Here is an 18,189-nt window from a genome sequence, read left to right as displayed (position 1 = left end):
CGAGATTTTCCAGGTGGAAGTACGGCACGGTAGGGGCATGGCTCAGGAAGATAAGACTCCGCTATTCAGTTGGCGCTCCCGCGAACAGTTGCTCAGCCGCCGCATCCTGGTGCTCGACGGACCGCTCGACGACGACAACGGCACACTGCTGATGACCCAGCTGCTCACGCTCGCCGCCGGGGATCCGGAGGCCGGGATCTCGCTGTGGATCAACTCACCCGGCGGCTCGGTGCCGTCGATGCTGGCGATCCGCGACATCATGCGCCTCATTCCGTGCGAGGTGTCCACGGTGGCGATGGGCACCGCGTACAGCGCCGGGCAGTTCCTGCTCTCCTCCGGCACACCCGGCAGGCGGTTCGCCCTCTCGCACAGCCGGATCCTGATGCATCAGGGTTCGGCGGGCATCGGCGGCGCCGCCGTCGATGTCGAGGTGCAGGCGGATGACCTGCGCCACACCGTGCAGACCGTGCTCGGCCTGATCGCCGCGGACACCGGGCAGACCTATGAGCGGATCTACGAGGATTCGCTGCACGACCGCTACTTCACCGCGGTCGAGGCCAAGGAATACGGCTTCATCGATCACATCGTCGAATCGTTCGGGCAGGTCGTGCCCCAGCGCCACAAGATTGGTATCTCGGCATGAGCACTTACACCATTCCCAATGTCATCGCCCAGCATCGCGGCGGGGAGCGGATCACCGATATCTACTCGCATCTGCTCGCCGAGCGCATCATCTACCTCGGCACCGGTATCGATTCCGGTGTGGCCAACGCGCTGATCGCGCAGCTGCTGCACCTGGAATCGGAGAGCGCGGACCGGGAGATCAACCTCTACATCAACTGCGAGGGCGGCGATCTGTCGGCGGCGCTCGCCGTCTACGACACGATGCAGCACATCCACGCGCCCGTGCTCACCACCTGCGTCGGACAGGCCATCGCGGTCGGCGGCCTGCTGCTGGCCGGCGGCGCGCCCGGACAGCGCGCGATGCTGCCGCACGCGCGGGTCGTGCTGCAGCAGCCCGCGGCCAGTGGGCGCGGCACCATTCCGGATCTGATCCTGGAGGCCGACGAGCTGGTGCGGATGCGCGGTGCGATCGAGGCGGTGCTGTCCAAGCACACCGGTCAGACGGTGGAGCGGCTGCGCCACGACACCGACCGGGACCGGGTGTTCACCGCGCAGGCGGCGGTGGAGTACGGGCTGGTGGATCGGGTGCTCGAGCCGCGGGCACTGGGCTGAGCGCCGACCGAGCGGGTACGGGATCGCTGGGCTCGTCCGATCAGGCGGCCAGCAGCATGAGCGTCGGCGCGGTGCCGGATTGCGGTGTGCGCCGGGCGAATTCACGGTCCGTACCCGCGGCCATCGAGCGGAGCATGGCGGCCCGGCGGCGGGCCCGCAGTTCGTCGGCCACCTGCTCGGTGAGCCCGCCGAGCGAGGTGCCGAGCGCACCCGCCAGCGCAGCGATCATCTCGCTGGACGGTTCCTTGCGGCCGCGCTCCACCTCGGACAGGTATTGCGGCGACACTCCGGCCCGCCCGGCCGTTTCGACCAGCGTTTCCCGCTGCTCCTTCCGCAGCGTCCGCAGCTGGTGCCCGAGTACCTCGCGCCACAGCGGTTCGCCGTCCTGGCTCGTTCGGCTCGGCCGGTCGTCGCGCCCGCCGGGGATCGAATGCAGTCGGGGATGCTCGGTCATGATCCGAGCCTAAAGCCCCGGTCGTGCGGGCGGCCCGCCATTACGCTCTGGGCGTACACGCCGGCCCGGCGTAACCCAACAGCAACTAGACGTTACTGCTGATAACAGGTATTCTGCGAATGTCCGCGGACACCGACGCCCGTGGTGTGACCAGACGAAACGAGTACCTCAATGACGCGGCATGTCGACGTGCTGATCATCGGCGCCGGAATATCCGGTATCGGAATGGCCTGCCATCTCACCCGGGAAAAGACCGGGCGCAGTTACCTGATCCTCGAGCGCCGCACGGCCATCGGGGGTACCTGGGATCTGTTCCGCTATCCCGGAATTCGTTCCGATTCGGATATGTACACCTTCGGCTACGACTTCCGGCCATGGCACGGAACCAAGGTGCTCGCCGATGGACCGAACATCCGGGCGTACATCGCCGATACGGCGGCGGAATACGGTGTCACCGAACATATTCGGTTCGGCCGTAAGGTCACCGGCGCGAGCTGGTCCTCCGCCGAGAACCGCTGGACCGTCGAGGCGCACAACGAGCAGACCGGCGAAATCGAGCACTACACCGCCGATTTCGTCGTCGGCTGCACCGGATACTACGACTACGACAACGGGTACCGTCCGCGATTCCCCGGCGAGGAGAACTTCCGCGGACAGATCGTGCACCCGCAGCACTGGCCGGCGGATCTGAACTACACGGGTAAGCGCGTCGTCGTAATCGGCAGCGGCGCAACGGCTATCACGCTCGTTCCGGCGATGAGCCGGGACGCCGCACACGTGACGATGCTGCAGCGCTCACCCACCTATATCGCCGCGCTGCCCGCCGACGATCCGGTCGCCGTCGGCCTGAAGAAGGCGCGGGTGCCCGCCGCGTTCGCGTACAAGGTGGGTCGCGCGCGCAATATCGCGTTGCAGCGGGCCAGTTTTCAGCTGTCCCGCACCAATCCGGCGCTCTCCCGCAGGCTGCTGCTCGCCGCGGTGCGGGCGCAGGTCGGCCCCGGCATCGATATGCGGCACTTCACGCCGGACTACAACCCGTGGGATCAGCGGCTGTGCGTCGTGCCGAACGGCGACCTGTTCAAGGTGCTGCGCCGCGGTAAGGCCTCGGTCGTCACCGATCGGATCGAGACGTTCACCGAAACCGGTATCCGGCTCGCCTCGGGCGAGGAACTGGACGCCGACATCGTCATCAGCGCGACCGGGCTGACGCTGCAGATGCTCGGCGGCGCGACGCTGACCGTGGACGGCGCACCCGTCACCCTCCGCGACCACATCGCCTACAAGGGCGTCATGCTCGACGGCATCCCGAACGCCATGGTGGTGATCGGCTACACCAACGCCTCCTGGACGCTGAAGGCAGACCTGGCCGCCCAATACTTCTGCCGCATCCTCAACCACATGCGGTCGCGCGGCTACACGAAATTCGTCGCGGTGGCCCAAGACGGCGACCGCTCCGATCAGTCACTGATGGGCGGCGCCCTCACCTCCGGCTACATCAAACGCGGCGAAGACGTGATGCCCCGCCAGGGCGTCCGCGGCCCATGGCAGGTCATCAACAACTACTTCCGCGACCGAACCCTGCTGCGCAAGGGCGCGATCGAGGACGGCGTCCTCGAATTCACCACCGCCCACCACCAGTCACTCGCCGGATCCCGCATCGCTTAGGGACGGTCATGTCCACCGGATCTCTTGTGCGCCCGGTCATTTCGCCGACGCGCTCGGGCCGGACGGACACACCGCCCTCGCCACGCTGAAGCGGCTGGGTCACCGCGATGCGCGGGGCCGGTCTGCCCGACCGCGTCATCTCGGTCACATCGGAATCCGCCACCGCGCCGCCCGTCGGACAGCCGAGGAATGCGTTTGCTCAATGGATTCCGTTGAGTGCGGTGTCGGCCAGTTGGTCGGCGCGCGCTGCGGGTGAGAATAGATCGGTGTTCGCGAACCAGGTCACGATGACGCCGTTGATCTGGGCGACGATCGCCAGCGCGGCGGTATCCGCGTCGACGCCGTCGCGCAGTTCGGCGTCGCTCAGTACCGTCGCGAGCTGAGAGACCCAGCGCCGCATCATATCTCGTTTGCCGCGTAGGCCCGCGTCGAGTTCGGGCAGGGCCTCTACTCGGTAGCTGGTGATCATCAGGATGTCGCGCACCCGGCGATCGCGTTCGAGCGCGGTGTAGAACGCCACCAGATAGCGCCGGATCCGTTCCAGCGGTGGCACATTCGGCTCGTCCAGGTGGGCCCAGATTGGTTCGGCGGCCCGCGTCCACTCCTCTTCGACGGTGGCGAGGAACAGCGCCGCCTTATCCGTGAAGTGGTGATAGGCCGCGCCTCTGGTGACCCCGGCGCGCTCGGAGACCGCCGCCAGCGTGGTCGCCGTGTATCCCCGTTCGGCGAACACCCGCAGGGCCGCATCGATCAGCGCGGCCCGCGTGCGGGCCGCGTCTTCGGTCGAACGTCGCACCGAACCATCTTGTCATACGTACGCGAACGTATGTAAATTTACGTGCGCTGGAGTATGTATAAATTGAGGTTCCTATCTTGTCTGATTTCGTGATCCACGATGTGCGCGTATTCGACGGCGCCCTAGTACTTCCCCCAACATCCGTGCTGGTCAGAGCGGGGCGGATTGCCGAGGTGGGCGCGGATGTCGCCGCGTCGCCGGAAGCCGAACGGATCGATGGCACTGGGCACACCCTGCTGCCCGGCCTGATCGACGCGCACGCCCACGCCTTCCCCGGCAGTCTCGAGCAGGCGCTGAAATTCGGTGTGACAACCGTGCTCGACCTGCTTTCCGATCCGACCGAGTCGGCCAAGCTGCGCGCCGAAGCCGAACGCCGCACCGATCTGGCGGATCTGCGGACGGCCGGTACCGGCGCGACCGTGCCCGGCGGATATCCGTGGTGGTTGGTCGAGGCCGGATATATCGCACCGTTCCCGACCCTGACCGATCCGGACGAGGCGGAGACGTTCGTGGCGGCCCGGGTGGCCGAGGGCTCCGATTACCTGAAAATCCTGATGGACGACGGTATTACGGTCGGGACGTCACGCCCAACCCTGCGCGCCGACACCGTCCGCGCACTGACTGACGCGGCACACGGGCGCGATCTGCTCGCGCTGGCGCACACGCTGACCGAAGCCGATACCCGCACCGCGGTCGCTGCCGGAATCGACGGCCTCGCACACGTTTTCGTCGATCGACAGGCGAGTCCGGAAGTCCCGGAAATGATTGCCGCACAAGGTGTTTTCGTCATCCCGACACTCATCGCTTTGCGGAATCTATTCGAAACGCCGGACGGGGCCGAATTATTGGATGACCCGCGCGTCGCGCCGTACCTCGATGAACAGTCGCGCGCCGGATTAGCCTGGCCCGCTTACACTTTCCCGGAAACGGCCCGTAACGACCTTGCCGCGGCGTCGGATACCGTCGGCCGATTGCGCGCGGCAGGAGTATCATTGCTCGCGGGCAGCGATGCCAACGGATCCCGTCCAGCGCACGGCATCGGCCTACATCGCGAACTGAAACTACTTGTCACCGCGGGACTTTCACCGACAGAAGCGTTACATGCCGCCACCGCCGCGCCCGCGCAGCGCTTCGGTCTGGCGGACCGCGGTCGCATCGCACCCGGCCTGCGCGCCGACCTACTGCTCGTCAGCGGCGATCCGTGCCGAAATATCGACGCCACATTGGACATCGCGGGGATCTGGCGCGGTGGAGAATATTTGTATCGTTGAAGATTCGATGCACCTGGTCCGGACGTTCAGAATGCGAGTTCGGACCACGGGATGTTGATAGGGAAAGGTTCCCCGAACTCGATACCGTTCGGGCGGTCTTCGGGTGTCCATTCGTCTATCAGGATGTAGTTGGTTCGGTGGAGTGGGTGCACGTCAGCCGGAAAGCGGCCCTCGCCGGTTTGCAGGCCGTAGGCACGAATGACCTCGACGGCGCTGACGCCGCTGACCAAGTGGACTTCCCAGTACCACGGGATTCCGGCGTCGGCGTAGCGGCTTTTCTTGGCCTCGATGTCGACCTGCCTATTGCCGGGCGAAAGGACTTCGCCTGCCAAGAACACATCGGTGGCGCGGACGTCCTCGTAGGGGCCGAGGCAGCGGTGGACCAGGAAGTCGGGGGTTACGAAATCGGATTTGCCGGCTGGGTCGAAGTGGATGTTGGTTTCCGTTACGACTCGCCAGCATTGTTCGGTGTCCTCCGACATCACTTTCCGCGAGCAGCGGAGCAATGCCGCCCAGAGCAGGTTCGAGAAGAACTGATGTTCGCCTGGGCCACGTCGTACCCACACCACACGACCGTTCCACAGTTCGATCTGTTCGGCGATCTCTTCCGGGAGTCGTTCGAGTTCCTCCCAGGTCATGTACTCGGGGAGGTCAGGTCGCTCGATGCGTGGGCTGGCCATGCGGCAATCGTAACCGCCGCGATCGTCGTCGAGCATCCGAACACATAGCCGAATGCTCTGGCGAAGTCGACGGATTCTCCTCGGTGAAATCACGGTTCCAGCTGGGTATGGTGACGCGGGTGAAGGTGCATCACCTCAATTGCGGGTCGATGGTTGGTGGGCTTGTCGACCATTGTCTGTTGGTCGAGGCCGATAGGTTTCTGGTGCTGGTGGATACCGGGTACGGGCTGGACTGTGTGCGGCAGCCGGCGCAGTGGCTGGGGTGGACCCGGCATGTGGTTCGGCCGCGGTTGGCCGAGAGTGAGACCGCGGTGCGGCAGGTCGCGGCGCTCGGCTTCGATCCCGCCGATGTGCGGCATATTCTGCTGACCCACCTGGATTACGACCACACCGGAGGGCTGGCCGATTTCCCTTGGGCCACCGTGCACGTGCACGAGCCGGAGTTTCGTGCGGCGATGCGGCCGGATTTCGCCGGGCGCATCCGCTATCAGCCGCGGCACTGGGCGCACGGGCCGAAATGGGAGATGAATTCCGTTGGCGGCGGCGATGATTGGTTCGGCTTCGAATCGGTGCGGGAATTACCCGGCCTGCCTTCGGAATTCCTGGTCGTCCCGCTGATCGGGCACAGCAGAGGTCATGTCGGGGTCGCCGTCGACACCGGCGACGGCTGGTTGTTGGACGCCGGGGACTCCTACTGGTCCGATGACGAAATCGGACCCGCCCCTTCCCGTTTCGACCTGGTCGCGCTGGCGCGGGTGCCGATGGCGGCGCTGCCATCGGTGTACCGGGCGAATATCGCGCGACTCGCGGAGCTGCGGCGGACGCACGGTGGCGAGGTGACGATGTTCTCGGCACACGATGCGGCCGCGTATCACCGGCTGCGCTGAGCCTCAGAGCCGCGGAATAACCTCTGCCGCAAGGCGTTCCATTTGCTCGGCCTGCCGCTCCATCGGGTTGAGCAGGATCAGCTCGGCGCCCGCGTCTGCCACCTCGCGCAGGCCAGCCACCACATCGTCGGGTGTGCCCGCCACCGAGACCGGCGCGAAAGTGCCCGGCGCGGCGAAGGTTCCGTACATGCGGTCCAGCGCGTCGCTGATCCGCCGTCGCGCGACCGACGCGTCGTCGTCGACGGCGATGTACACCCGTTTGGCGGTCGGGAAATCGCGACGCCCGCTGTCCGCGAGCACCTTTCGCAATATTTGGACCTGCTCGGCGAACTTCTCGGTGGTCGTCGAACCCGCACCGAAGAACCCGTCGCCGTAGCGCACCGCGCGCCGGATCGCGTTCGGATGCGAACCACCCATCCACAGCGGCGGGTGCGGCCGCTGGAACGGTTTCGGCTCCTGCATCGCGCCTTGCAGCTGCCAGAATCGTCCATCGAAATCTATCGTCGGCCGCGTCCAGAGCGCCTTCATCAGGTCGATGCCCTCGGTGAACCGGCTGACCAACGTCTCCGGATCCACCCCGAAGGCCGCCAGTGCCCGGCCGCGTCCGCCGACACCGACGCCGACCTCCAACCTGCCGCCGCTCAACTGGTCGACGGTGGCGATGCTCTTGGCCAGATGCACCGGGCTGTGCTGCGAGCTGACGAATACCGCGCAGCCCAACCGCAGCGTGCCGGTGCACGCCGCCGCGTATGCCAGCGTCTCCAGCGGTCCGAAATGCGGCATGCCCCCGAGCGTCTGCTCGGTGGTCCATGCGCTCTCGAATCCGAGTTCCTCTGCGCGCGTGAGATATTCGCGCATCCGCCCGGGCTCGAACTCGCCGTGCGAGAAGTATTGCGGCAATGCTATCGCGAACCGAAGTGCCATGGATCAGAGCGTAGTCGCTGGCATCGACGCCCAGGTCTTGTCAGCGCGACGGATGCGGCACCTGTGGATATTGCGGCGGCCCGCGGCTTCGACTCACCGCGTGCCGGACGAACGCGGCCGGATGGTTGTCGGCGGACACAATTCGAGGCGCGGAAGTGGGCTTGCGGCACGTGGTTTCGCGGGGTGCGGGGGAGCACCATGGCCTCCCATAGCAGCACCGGATGAAAGGCCCATTCGATGAAACGATTTCTACTGGCGGTCGCGGCCCTGTGCTCGGGTATCGCGACCGGCGTCGCATTCGCGGCCGTGCCATCGCCGACTCCGGGGACGTTATCCGGATATCACGTCGGGGCCGTATATGTGGCCGGTGTGTCTTCGGGTGGGTTTATGGCAAACCAATTGCACGTCGCCTATTCGGGCACCTTCAAGGGTGCCGGAATCTTCACCGCGGGACCGTACGACTGCGCGCAGGACTCCGTCTTCACCGCCCAGTACGCGTGCATGGCCACCTATCAGACCCGCAAAACGCCCGCCGAACTGGAACAGGAGACCCGTGATCGCGCGAATTCCGGTGTGCTGGACCCGGTTTCGGGACTATCCGGTTCGAAGGTCTACCTGTACCACGGCACCGGCGACACCACCGTAGCCGCCGCGGTGAACGACGACCTCGCCACCTACTATCGCGATCTCGGCGCGAATGTGGTGTACGACAACGCGACCGGCGCGGGGCATGCGTGGGTTAGTCCGCTCGGCCCGGTGGCCTGCGCGAGTACCGCCGCGCCCTATATCAACAACTGCGGCAACGATCCCGAGCACGATCTGCTCGCGCAGCTGCTCGGCGGCGTACGGGCCCCGAACACCTCGGCCCTCGGCGGGCAGCTGATCGAATTCGATCAGAACCAGTATGTGAGCGGCGGCAGCGCGGCATCGATCAGCATGGACGACCACGGATTCGCCTACGTGCCGTCCGCCTGCGCCGGTGGCACCACGTGCACCTTGCTCGTCACGCTGCACGGCTGCAAACAGGGATACAGCTACGACTCGATCGGTGACACCTTCATGAAGGACGCCTACCTGAACGAATACGCCGACACCAACAATCTGATCGTGCTGTATCCGCAGGCGATAACGCAGTCGTCGAGTAATCCGAACGGCTGCTGGGACTGGTGGGGTTATACCGGCGCCTCCTACGCCGAACATGCGGGCCCGCAGATGAAGGCGGTGATGGCGATGGTCGGCGCGCTGACCTCGACGCCGCCGCCGACGACGACCCCGCCGACGACGACCCCGACCACGACCCCGCCGCCGACCACTACGGTTCCGCCGACCACGACGACGGTTCCGCCGACAACCACCACTCCGGCCCCCGTCTGCGTGACCGCGTCGAACTACGACCATGTTCAGGCAGGCCGCGCCCACGTCACCCTCGGTTCCACCTACGCCAACGGGTCCAATGACGCGATGGGACTGTGGAATACCTTCACAACCCACACCCTGCGCCAAACCGGCCCCGACTACTGGGTGGTCGCCGACGGCCGGTGCTGACAATCAACGGCCCGAAACCCATTGGGTTCCGGGCCATTTCGTCGACTTCAAGAGTTCAGCGCGCAAGTATTGGCGAGATCACCGGTCGCCGGGCGGGGGAGCGTCGCGCTGACCGGCGGTTCCTGCCCCGCGGTGGTCCAGTCCTCCAGCGCGGCGAAAGCCGTTCGGAAGCAGGGCAACAGCGGCCGCAGCAGGTCCCGATGCGCGTCGTACAGCCCGTCGGTGTGATTGCCGCCCTCGACGCGGTAGTACCGGTGCAGATCCGCACGTCCCTGGTCGCGGATCATGCCCGCGTAGACATCGGAGTCGGCGGTGATGGGCAACAGCGCGTCGAGCGTGCCGTGCACCGTGATCAGCGGCCGCTGAATACGTCCGGTCAGCGCGACCTTCGACATCGCCGCGCGCACGCTCGCGGGACGGGACAGATAGTCGTAATCGGCATCGCAGCCGGGAGTCCCCTTTTGGCAGAACGGATTTTCGGTCGCGGTGTAGTCCGGATCGAATTCGCGGCGGTAGATCCGCTGGGTGAGATCCCAATAGTTGCGGTAGTGGTAGTCCCAGAGCGGTTCGGATTCGGCCGGGAAGCCCGCCGCGAGCATTCCGGCGTATGCGGACGGATCATGTTGGCTCCCTGGATAATTCCGTAACGCGGCGGGAAGGAAGGTCAGCACGTTCGGTCCGTCGGCCTGCCACAGCGAACCCTCCCAGTCGATGCCGCCGTCGTAGAGCCACGGCACATTTTCGAGCTGCCAACGAACGAGATAGCCGCCATTGGACTGCCCCGCGACATAGGTGTGCGCCGCGGGCCTACCGTAGCGCTGTGCGACGGTTGTCTGTGCGGCGATCGTCAATTCCGTTACGCGACGGTTCCATTCGGCCACCGCGTCACCCGGTTCGGCCTCGCCCTGGAAGAATGCGGCGCCGGTATTGCCCTTATCGGTGGCGGCATAGGCGTAGCCGCGCGCGAGCACCCAGTCGGCGATGGTGAAATCGTTGGCGTACTGCCTGCGGTTCCCCGGTGTTCCGGCCACGACCAGCCCGCCGTTCCAGCGTTCCGGTAACCGGATCACGAACTGGCTGTCGTGATTCCAGCCGTGATCGGTGTTGGTCGTCGAGTTATCGGGGAAGTAGCCGTCGATCTGGATGCCGGGTACGCCGGTGGGGTTGCGCGTCTCGGCGGGCTGCAGGCCGTCCCACTCGGCCGCGATGGTGTGACCGGAGGCGACGGTGCCCGAGGTGGTGAGATCGGCGAGGCAGGCGGCGACCTGCATTTCGGCACCGATAACCGTTGGCGCGGAACAATTTTCGGGCGGCGGTTCGGCGTTCGCCGGTTCAGCGCCGCAGAGCAGTACGGCGGCGATGGCCAGGGTGGTGATGTGCCGGGACGGCGGCATGACGGCTCCTCGTTATCGGCGGAATGCCGGAATTCTGCGGACTTGCCGCCGGTGGAAACAGGTGATGCACCCACACATTTGCCGACCCGGTGATGGCTCGGCCAGACATCGCGACAGCCGGGTTCGACCCCAGCTCATCGACTCGATATGTGTGCGATACGGATATCGCAGCCCAAAAATATGGCTACACAGCACATCGCCCAGCCGCATCGCGCGGATTTAGTGTTCCACATCACATCTCGGCGTCCCGAGGGAACGGATGGTGGGCAGGATGCGTGTCGACACCGGGACGGCGGCTGGACCGAATGTGGTTGCGCTGCCCACAATGACCGTCATGACCTGCGAGATCTTCCTGCAGCTCCTCGAAAGGGAAGCGCCCGCCGTGGAATTCGAGGCGCCGCTGCTGGAGGCCAGGGCCGCGGGTGCGCCCGCCGCCACCATTGCCGCACTGGAATCGGCCAAACTCGCCGCACTCCGGGTGCGCGCGCTGCTGGAGCGGCGTGCCCGCCGGGAGGCGGAGCTGGCCGCATTGTTCGATACCGCAAGCGATCTCGCCGCGCTGCGCGATGTCGACGCGGTGCTGGCCGCCATCGTGCACCGGGCGCGCAGGCTGCTGCGCGCCGACGTGGCCTACCTGACCGTGCCGGATCCGGCGCGGGGCGATACCTATATGCGGGTCACCGACGGCGCCGGATCGCCGAAGTTCCGGGCCACCAGGCTGGCGATGGGCGACGGCCTCGGCGGGCTGGTCGCCCAGACCGGCGTGCCCTATTCGAGCGCGGATTACTTCGCCGACAACCGCTTCCGGCACACCGCCGAAATCGATTCCGCGGTGCGGGAGGAAGGTCTGGTCGCCATCCTCGGCGTGCCGATGAAACTGGGCGACCGGGTGATCGGCGTGCTGTTCGCCTCGCACCGAGACGCGAAACCCTATGCGCCGGAAGAGATCGCGCTGTTGGTATCGCTGGCCGCGCACGCGACGGTCGCGCTCGACTCCGCCCGCAGACTCACCGAAACCCGTTCCGCGCTGGCCGAACTCAGCGCGGCGAACCGGGCCATGCACGCGCACTACGACACCGTGGAACGCGCGGCCCAGGCGCACGACCGGATGACCGATCTGGTGGTGCGCGGCGGCGGTGTCGCCGATATCGCGGCGGTCGTCGTCGATATCCTCGGCGGCGAACTGCTGGTGCTCGACGCCGACCGCCGCCGCATCGCCGAGCTGCGCGCGCCGAGCCCCGGCCCGGAGGATCCGCTCGACGACGACCGTCTGGTCGCCGAAATCGTCGCCACCGCAGGCAGACTCGGCCGCACCGCCAGAATGAGCGGGCTGTGGGCCGCGCCCGCGGGCACCGGCACCGACCCGCTGTGCACCCTCGTCCTGCGCCATCCGGGGGAGCTGTCGCCGTCGGATCAGCGGATCCTGGAGCGGGCCGCGCTGGTCACCGCGCTGCTGCTGCTCTTCCGGCGCAGTATCGCCGAGGCGGAGGGGCGGGTGCGCGGCGAACTGCTCGACGATCTGATCGGCGGCCGCGTGACGGGCCGGGACGACCTGCGCGGCCGGGGTGCGCTACTCGGCATCGATCTCGATCGCCCGCATGTGCTCGTCGTCGCCGAACACGGCGGGCAGCGCCGCGCCGACGCGTGGACGACGGCATACACCGTGACGAGGCAGGGCCTGGCCGCCACCCGTGGCGACCACGCCTACCTGCTGCTACCCGGCGAAGATGCGTCGGCGGCGGCCAGGCAGGTCGCCGCCGAACTGAACGTCATCCTCGAAAACCCCGCGACCGTAGCCGGTTCCGGGCCGGTCGAGCTGCCGGGCGGTGCGCAGTCCGCGTGCGCGGAGGCCCTGCGGTGCATCGAGGTGCTGCACGCGCTCGGGCGGCGGGGTGCGGCCGCGGGGGCCGCCGATCTCGGATTCGTCGGGCTGCTCGTCGGCCAGGGCGGTGACGTGCTCGCCTTCCTGGACCGGATGCTCGGACCGGTCCTCGAATACGACCGGCGGCGCGGCACGCTGCTGATCCGAACGCTGGAAACCTATTTCGCGACCGGCGCGAGCCTGCGCGACAGCGCGCGGCGGCTGCACATCCACGTCAATACCGTCGCCCAGCGCATCGAGCGGATCACCGGCCTGCTCGGCGCGGGCTGGCAGCAGCCCGACCGCGCGCTGGAAATCCAACTGGCCCTTCGCCTGCACCGACTCCGGGAGACCTCGGTGCTCCTCCGCTGACGTCGTTGCCCGATCCGCCGGTCGAAAACGGTGTAACCCCATACAATCCCTCGCGTGCCGATGAGGACTTTCGGTCCGCACATGCGGGCGTTGGCGTCATTGCTTGTGGTTCTCGGCTGGATGATCGCGCCCGCGGTCGCGCATGCGCGACCGGCGCCGGACGTCGTCGTCACCGACGCCGGTGCGGTGCGCGGGATCGGCAATTCGCAATATCGGCAGTTCCAAGGGATTCCGTATGCCGCACCACCGATCGGCCCGCTGCGGTGGCGGCCACCGGTCGCGCCCGCACCGTGGGACGGGGTGCGCGATGCGACGAGGCCGGGCCCGGACTGTCCGCAGGGCAAGACCGGCAACGAGGACTGTCTCTACCTGAATGTTTGGTCGCCCGTTGATATTCCGGCTCGGCTGCCGGTGCTGGTGTGGATTCACGGCGGCAGCCTGAATATGGGCAGCGGCGCGCAGTACGGTGCGGAGAAGTTCCTGACCAAGGGCAATGGCCCGCTGCTCGTGGTGACCATCAACTACCGGCTCGGCACCCTCGGCTATCTGGCGGACAAATCGCTGGAGGAGCCGAATGGCGATGTCGGCAACTACGGTTTCATGGATCAGCAGCTCGCGCTGGATTGGGTGCATCGCAATATCGCCGCGTTCGGCGGCGATCCGGATCAGGTCACCATCGCGGGCGAATCGGCGGGCGGGCAGTCGGTGTGCACCCAGCTCGCCGCTCCGGGTTCCGATGGGCTGTATCGCGCGGCGATCATGCAGAGCGGCCCGTGCATGTGGTGGAAAACCAAGGCGCAGGCCGAATCCGAGGGCGCCGGCGCGGTGGCGAAGCTCGGCTGCGCCGAAACGCCGAGCCCCGCTGATTGTTTGCGCGCGCTGCCGGTGGAGCGGATTCTGGCGGTGAACGATCAGGTCGGCGGCACCGTCGGCACGCCGTTCCTGCCGGAGAGCCCGTGGGATCGGGCCAGCGGCGCGAAATTGCCGCCGGTGCCGGTGATCTACGGCGCGAACCACGACGAGCGCGCCCTCTGGACCTATCTGCAATACGGCATCCACCCGCTGACTCCCGGCGGATACCGGCAGGCACTCACAACGGCACTGGCCGACCAGGGCAACGGATTTCGGGTGCCCGCCGACCAAATCGATGCCGTGACAGCGCAATACCCGCTGAGCGATTATCCGCAGCCGGTCGAGGCGCTCACCCGGGCGTGGAGCGACCTGACCTCGTGCCTGATCGCGCGGGAAGGTCCGATGCTGGCCCGGCGCGGCCCGGCCTACGTCTACGAATTCGCCGACCCGAATCCGCCCGCGCCGCCGAGTCCCTTCCCGCTCGGCGCATTTCACGCCAGCGAACTGGCCTACCTGTGGAACCTCGGCGGTACTCCGGTGATCGGCCTCGCCATCGACAGCCTGATGATGACCGAGGAACAGCGGGCGCTGTCGGATCAGATGGTGCGTTACTGGAGTCGCTTCGTCATCGCGGGCACACCCGATCCGGCGGACCTGCCCGCAATGCCGGACCGCTCGACCAACTCCTTGATGTCGTTGCGCCCCAACACTTCCGGCCCGATCCAGATCGACGCCTTCAACACCGACCATCGCTGCGACTTCTGGTCGCGGGTGATCCGGATGCCGTACTGATCCCACTCGGTCGAAACGCACCTGCCAGCGCTTGATTCCGTTGATCCAGCCCGACTTCCGCTGCTCGGGCTCGGAGATCTGAGGTGAGCGCGGCGCGCAGCCCGGCCACCGCGCGCGGGGTGAACCCGCGCGAGACGATCCGCTCAGCCGACCGGCCCGGTCCCGAGCGCGACCTGGCCGCTCTGCTGCTGCGACATCTGATCGACCCAGGTGAGGGTGACCGAATCATTCGGATGGTCGCGGTCGAGCAGGTGGGTCAGGTCGGTCGCCGACTCGACGGACTTGCCGTCGACCGCGGTGATCACGTCACCGGCCGTCAGACCCGCCTGATCGGCCGGGCCGTTGCGTACGACGCCGCGGATCAGCGCGCCGGAACCGTTGGTGTCGCTCACCGTGACGCCGAGGAAGGCGGTCGGGCCGATGTGCACGGTGTCGGAGGCGTTGCCCGCGGTGATGTCCTTGGCCACCGCCAGCGCCCGGTTGATCGGGATCGCGAAACCCTCGCCGCTGGTCATACCGGCCTGCTGGAACCGGTAACCGGCCGATGCCGCGGTATCCATGCCGACGACGGTGCCATCGGCCGCGACCAGTGGGCCGCCCGAATCGCCCGGCTGGATATTCGCGGCGACCTGGATGAGCCCCTTCAATTGTTCGGAGCTGCCGCTGGATTCGTCGCTCGCCGTAATGGTGCGCCCGAGCGAGGTGACCCGGCCCGCCGCGACGCTCGGCGCCCCACCGACACCGCCCGCATTGCCGACACCCGCGATGGTGTCGCCGACCGCGACGCGGTCCGAATTGCCGAGCGGCGCGGTGGTCAGGCCGCTCGCGTTCACCAGCTTCAGCACCGCGATATCGTCGGCGCGGTCGTAGCCGACGACCTTCGCGTTATAGGTCTTGCCGTTGCCGATATCGGTGACCGAGATCGCGGTCGCGCCCGCGACGACGTGATTGTTGGTGAGCACCTCGCCGTCGGAGGTCAGCACGATGCCGGTGCCCGCGCCCTGTGCGCCCTGTAAGCCCAGCTCGGTGTTGACATCGACCAGCCCGGGTGCCACCTTCGCCGCCGCGCCCGCGATACTGCCCGGATTGGTCCGCGCGTTCGACACCGGCTGTGCCGAATAGGGTTTGGCGTACGCGCCGGGCTGTTGCGGTGCGCCGTGCGCGACGTAGCCCCAACCGGCGGCGGCCGCGCCGACGGTCAGCGCCAGTGCGGCGACCCCGAACGCCAGGCCCGCGGTGCGGTGACCGCGCTGTTCGAACTGGGATGGCTGTGCTGGTGGCTGCGGCGCACCGGCGTAGTGCCAGTCGTGCCGCGGCCGGTAATCCTCGCTCATATTTCTAGATAACGCGGCATTCCTGAGAACTCGCTGACGGGTCTGTCCGCATTCCCTGATAACGAATCATCGAAGATCGTTGCAGCTCACAACGGCGGTGATCAGTTCGTCGGTCTCCGGTTCGGACAGGCCGAGCCGGTTGACGTAGTCGCAGACGATGACGCCGACGCCTCGGCCGCGCCTGGCGTATTTACCGAGCAGTTCGGGCACATGCGGGTTGAGTTCGTCGGCGTAGGCGAGCGGCGTCCACCGATTCGAAACGGCGCCGGAGGCGCTCACGCTGTTGACGAACAGCTTCGCGGTCGAGCGTGCGCGCTGGCACCGGTCGAGGTGGCGGCGGATGCAGGCCAGCTTCTGTTCCGGTGTCGGATCGTCGTAGTCGTCCTGGAGGTCGACGCGGGTCTTGTCGAACCGGATCCCCTCACCGATATAGGGATCGCCGGACATCAACACCACCTTGCCGCGCGCCTCGGCCATGGTGGGGAAGGTGCTGGCGAGGTGGAACAGTTTGCGGAATCCGCGCCGGTCGAGGTGGTCGCGGAAGGCGGTGCAGAACCGCAGTTCGTCACCGGAACCCTCTTGCCGGATGCGCAGCAGCAGCGTTTCGCTCGGCAGCTGATCCAGGAACGCCGCACAGGTTTCCAGCACATCGGCCAGTGTCTGCCGCTGATCGACCGGGCCGCTCTGCACCTCCAGCCCGCCGCGCGGCAGCACCCGGCAGCGGATATCGAGGTATCGAATGCCGTGTGCCAGTTGCCATCCGATGGATTTCTCCTGGTGCTGGGCATAGCCGAAGGGTTCGCCGTCGCGCAGCGCCGCGGAGCGATCCGAGCCGGGAATGGATACCTCGGTGACGCTGAGCTCGTCGGGGATCGCCGACATCCAGTTCAACAGCTCGACCATGCCGTTCCCCTCTCCCCGGAACCGACAGCCACCGCTTCGAACGCTAGAACGCGCAAAGCCACTGCGCCAGCGGACAATTCGCGGACACTTCGATGCCGTGACGGGTCAGCGGTCGCGCGCCGTTACCGAACCGAGTTCCGCCGCTACCGAACCCCGGTCCGCGACTCGCCGTGATCTCAATGCGAACACGCATCCGATCGACAGGAAGTTCTGAGCGAGCCGGATGAGACTGTTCGGCAGTGGCCATCGGTGAGAGGTTTTCATGACGACGATCAACGGTCTGCCTGCGCATGTTCTGCTGGTGCACGGACTTGTGGTGCTGGTGCCGCTGACCGCGGTACTGCTGATCCTGTGCGCGGTGTGGCGCGCGGCGCGCGAGCGGTTCATCTGGTTGGTCGTCGCGCTGGCGGCGATCTGCGCGGTGCTCACGCCGATCACCACCGAGGCGGGTGACTGGTTGGAGCATCACATCGGCCGCACGCCGGCCATTCGGGATCATGCCGAGCTCGGCGACACGCTGATCTATTTCACGATCGCGCTGCTGATCGCCGCGGTGCTGCTGGCCGTGGTCCATTTGCGGGAGCGGCGCGACAGATCGCTGGGCGCGCCCATCGTGGTCGCCGTCGCGATCCTGGCGATCGTCGCGGGCGTCGCCGCGACCGCCCAGGTCTACCGGATCGGCGATTCGGGTGCGCACGCGGTCTGGGGTACGCAGTCCTGAGCGGCTGTGACTCGTAACACCGGCGATTATATTGCGCACAATATTATTGTTTACTACATTGTAGGACGTGGCTGATCCGCTGACCCTCGACGCGCAGGTGTGCTTCCCGCTCTACGCGGCACTGCGGGCGATCAACGCGGCCTACCGTCCGAAGCTCGACGAGCTCGGCCTCACCTACCCGCAGTACCTGGTGATGCTCGCGCTGTGGGAGCGGGACGGGCGCAGCGTCGGCGAACTCTGCACGGCGCTCGGGCTCGACACCGGAACGCTCTCTCCGCTGCTCAAGCGGCTACAGGGGGCGGGCCTGGTCGAGCGGAGCCGGTCTACGGCCGACGAGCGCCGCGTCGAGATCCACCTGACCGAGGCGGGTCGCGAGCTGCGCGCCGCCGCATGCGGTCTGCCGGAACAGCTGGCCGCGGCCACCGGTCTGTCCATCGAAGAGCTCGGCACGCTGCGCGACCTGCTGCGGCGGATGACCCGGGCGCTCGCCGAACGAAGCTGA

The 18,189-nt window shown here is 66.9% G+C and carries 17 protein-coding genes; 10 read left to right on the top strand and 7 right to left on the bottom strand.

Going from position 1 to position 18,189, the window contains the following annotated elements:
- The first annotated feature begins 37 nt into the window (after window positions 1-37).
- Entirely contained in the window at window positions 38-643 is a 606-nt protein-coding gene (locus LGY53_RS21380; protein ID WP_225728463.1) for a ClpP family protease, read from the top strand.
- A complete protein-coding gene (locus LGY53_RS21375) occupies window positions 640-1,236 on the top strand; it encodes a ClpP family protease (protein WP_225728462.1) in 597 nt (198 codons plus the stop codon). The genes LGY53_RS21380 and LGY53_RS21375 overlap by 4 nt, the downstream gene beginning before the upstream one ends.
- A 40-nt stretch (window positions 1,237-1,276) precedes the next feature.
- On the opposite strand, the gene LGY53_RS21370 is transcribed toward LGY53_RS21375, so the two are convergent.
- Complete coding sequence (locus LGY53_RS21370; protein ID WP_225728461.1) at window positions 1,277-1,690, bottom strand: helix-turn-helix domain-containing protein; 414 nt, start codon at window positions 1,688-1,690, stop codon at window positions 1,277-1,279.
- Between the two features lie 171 nt (window positions 1,691-1,861).
- On the opposite strand from LGY53_RS21370, the gene LGY53_RS21365 reads away from it, so the two are divergent.
- Entirely contained in the window at window positions 1,862-3,355 is a 1,494-nt protein-coding gene (locus LGY53_RS21365; RefSeq protein ID WP_225728460.1) for an NAD(P)/FAD-dependent oxidoreductase, read from the top strand.
- A gap of 199 nt (window positions 3,356-3,554) precedes the next feature.
- Here LGY53_RS21365 and LGY53_RS21360 read toward each other — a convergent pair whose 3' ends face one another.
- Complete coding sequence (locus tag LGY53_RS21360; protein WP_225728459.1) at window positions 3,555-4,151, bottom strand: TetR family transcriptional regulator; 597 nt, start codon at window positions 4,149-4,151, stop codon at window positions 3,555-3,557.
- A gap of 77 nt (window positions 4,152-4,228) precedes the next feature.
- Here LGY53_RS21360 and LGY53_RS21355 point away from each other — a divergent pair, with 77 nt between their 5' ends.
- Complete coding sequence (locus tag LGY53_RS21355) at window positions 4,229-5,422, top strand: amidohydrolase family protein (protein ID WP_225728458.1); 1,194 nt, start codon at window positions 4,229-4,231, stop codon at window positions 5,420-5,422.
- Between the two features lie 26 nt (window positions 5,423-5,448).
- Here the strand turns inward: LGY53_RS21355 and LGY53_RS21350 are convergent, their stop codons facing one another.
- Window positions 5,449-6,138 carry a Uma2 family endonuclease gene (locus LGY53_RS21350; RefSeq protein ID WP_308102949.1) on the bottom strand — a complete coding sequence of 230 codons (690 nt, stop codon included), beginning with the start codon at window positions 6,136-6,138 and terminating at the stop codon, window positions 5,449-5,451.
- A 47-nt stretch (window positions 6,139-6,185) separates the two neighbouring features.
- On the opposite strand from LGY53_RS21350, the gene LGY53_RS21345 reads away from it, so the two are divergent.
- Window positions 6,186-6,989 carry an MBL fold metallo-hydrolase gene (locus tag LGY53_RS21345; RefSeq protein ID WP_225728457.1) on the top strand — a complete coding sequence of 268 codons (804 nt, stop codon included), beginning with the start codon at window positions 6,186-6,188 and terminating at the stop codon, window positions 6,987-6,989.
- A 3-nt stretch (window positions 6,990-6,992) separates the two neighbouring features.
- On the opposite strand, the gene LGY53_RS21340 is transcribed toward LGY53_RS21345, so the two are convergent.
- Complete coding sequence (locus LGY53_RS21340) at window positions 6,993-7,913, bottom strand: LLM class flavin-dependent oxidoreductase (protein ID WP_225728456.1); 921 nt, start codon at window positions 7,911-7,913, stop codon at window positions 6,993-6,995.
- 237 nt (window positions 7,914-8,150) lie between these two features.
- Between LGY53_RS21340 and LGY53_RS21335 the strand changes: the two genes are divergently transcribed.
- Complete coding sequence (locus LGY53_RS21335; protein WP_225728455.1) at window positions 8,151-9,458, top strand: PHB depolymerase family esterase; 1,308 nt, start codon at window positions 8,151-8,153, stop codon at window positions 9,456-9,458.
- A gap of 47 nt (window positions 9,459-9,505) precedes the next feature.
- On the opposite strand, the gene LGY53_RS21330 is transcribed toward LGY53_RS21335, so the two are convergent.
- Window positions 9,506-10,852: a tannase/feruloyl esterase family alpha/beta hydrolase gene (locus LGY53_RS21330; RefSeq protein WP_225728454.1), complete on the bottom strand. Its 1,347-nt coding sequence runs from the start codon at window positions 10,850-10,852 to the stop codon at window positions 9,506-9,508.
- Window positions 10,853-11,123: 271 nt separating this feature from the next.
- On the opposite strand from LGY53_RS21330, the gene LGY53_RS21325 reads away from it, so the two are divergent.
- Together LGY53_RS21325 and LGY53_RS21320 are read left to right on the top strand one after the other, a co-directional pair.
- The gene (locus LGY53_RS21325) at window positions 11,124-13,085 is read left to right on the top strand and encodes a helix-turn-helix domain-containing protein (RefSeq protein ID WP_225728453.1); all 1,962 of its coding nucleotides are present in this window, start codon (window positions 11,124-11,126) and stop codon (window positions 13,083-13,085) included.
- A 60-nt stretch (window positions 13,086-13,145) separates the two neighbouring features.
- Window positions 13,146-14,729, top strand: a complete 1,584-nt coding sequence (locus LGY53_RS21320) for a carboxylesterase/lipase family protein (RefSeq protein ID WP_225728607.1) — start codon at window positions 13,146-13,148, stop codon at window positions 14,727-14,729.
- 143 nt (window positions 14,730-14,872) lie between these two features.
- Here LGY53_RS21320 and LGY53_RS21315 read toward each other — a convergent pair whose 3' ends face one another.
- Both LGY53_RS21315 and LGY53_RS21310 read right to left on the bottom strand, forming a co-directional pair.
- Window positions 14,873-16,063 (bottom strand): S1C family serine protease, encoded by a 1,191-nt coding sequence (locus LGY53_RS21315; RefSeq protein ID WP_225728452.1) that lies wholly within the window; start codon window positions 16,061-16,063, stop codon window positions 14,873-14,875.
- A gap of 66 nt (window positions 16,064-16,129) precedes the next feature.
- Entirely contained in the window at window positions 16,130-16,966 is an 837-nt protein-coding gene (locus LGY53_RS21310) for a phosphatidylinositol-specific phospholipase C domain-containing protein (RefSeq protein WP_225728451.1), read from the bottom strand.
- A gap of 262 nt (window positions 16,967-17,228) precedes the next feature.
- Between LGY53_RS21310 and LGY53_RS21305 the strand changes: the two genes are divergently transcribed.
- Complete coding sequence (locus LGY53_RS21305) at window positions 17,229-17,687, top strand: DUF2231 domain-containing protein (protein ID WP_225728450.1); 459 nt, start codon at window positions 17,229-17,231, stop codon at window positions 17,685-17,687.
- Between the two features lie 67 nt (window positions 17,688-17,754).
- Window positions 17,755-18,189: a MarR family winged helix-turn-helix transcriptional regulator gene (locus LGY53_RS21300; RefSeq protein ID WP_225728449.1), complete on the top strand. Its 435-nt coding sequence runs from the start codon at window positions 17,755-17,757 to the stop codon at window positions 18,187-18,189.

This window comes from Nocardia sp. JCM 34519.1, assembly GCF_020361265.1.
Lineage (GTDB): Bacteria > Actinomycetota > Actinomycetes > Mycobacteriales > Mycobacteriaceae > Nocardia > Nocardia arthritidis_A.
Note: the sequence above shows the minus strand (reverse complement) of the source record. Positions and strands in the feature narration are given on the sequence as shown.

Coding starts and splice junctions, on each gene's coding strand:
- LGY53_RS21380 (WP_225728463.1), top strand. CDS start 38: ATGGCTCAGGAAGATAAGACTCCGCTATTCAGTTGGCGCTCCCGCGAA.
- LGY53_RS21375 (WP_225728462.1), top strand. CDS start 640: ATGAGCACTTACACCATTCCCAATGTCATCGCCCAGCATCGCGGCGGG.
- LGY53_RS21370 (WP_225728461.1), bottom strand. CDS start 1,690: ATGACCGAGCATCCCCGACTGCATTCGATCCCCGGCGGGCGCGACGAC.
- LGY53_RS21365 (WP_225728460.1), top strand. CDS start 1,862: ATGACGCGGCATGTCGACGTGCTGATCATCGGCGCCGGAATATCCGGT.
- LGY53_RS21350 (WP_308102949.1), bottom strand. CDS start 6,138: ATGCTCGACGACGATCGCGGCGGTTACGATTGCCGCATGGCCAGCCCA.
- LGY53_RS21340 (WP_225728456.1), bottom strand. CDS start 7,913: ATGGCACTTCGGTTCGCGATAGCATTGCCGCAATACTTCTCGCACGGC.
- LGY53_RS21335 (WP_225728455.1), top strand. CDS start 8,151: ATGAAACGATTTCTACTGGCGGTCGCGGCCCTGTGCTCGGGTATCGCG.
- LGY53_RS21330 (WP_225728454.1), bottom strand. CDS start 10,852: ATGCCGCCGTCCCGGCACATCACCACCCTGGCCATCGCCGCCGTACTG.
- LGY53_RS21325 (WP_225728453.1), top strand. CDS start 11,124: ATGCGTGTCGACACCGGGACGGCGGCTGGACCGAATGTGGTTGCGCTG.
- LGY53_RS21320 (WP_225728607.1), top strand. CDS start 13,146: ATGAGGACTTTCGGTCCGCACATGCGGGCGTTGGCGTCATTGCTTGTG.
- LGY53_RS21315 (WP_225728452.1), bottom strand. CDS start 16,063: ATGAGCGAGGATTACCGGCCGCGGCACGACTGGCACTACGCCGGTGCG.
- LGY53_RS21310 (WP_225728451.1), bottom strand. CDS start 16,966: ATGGTCGAGCTGTTGAACTGGATGTCGGCGATCCCCGACGAGCTCAGC.
- LGY53_RS21305 (WP_225728450.1), top strand. CDS start 17,229: ATGACGACGATCAACGGTCTGCCTGCGCATGTTCTGCTGGTGCACGGA.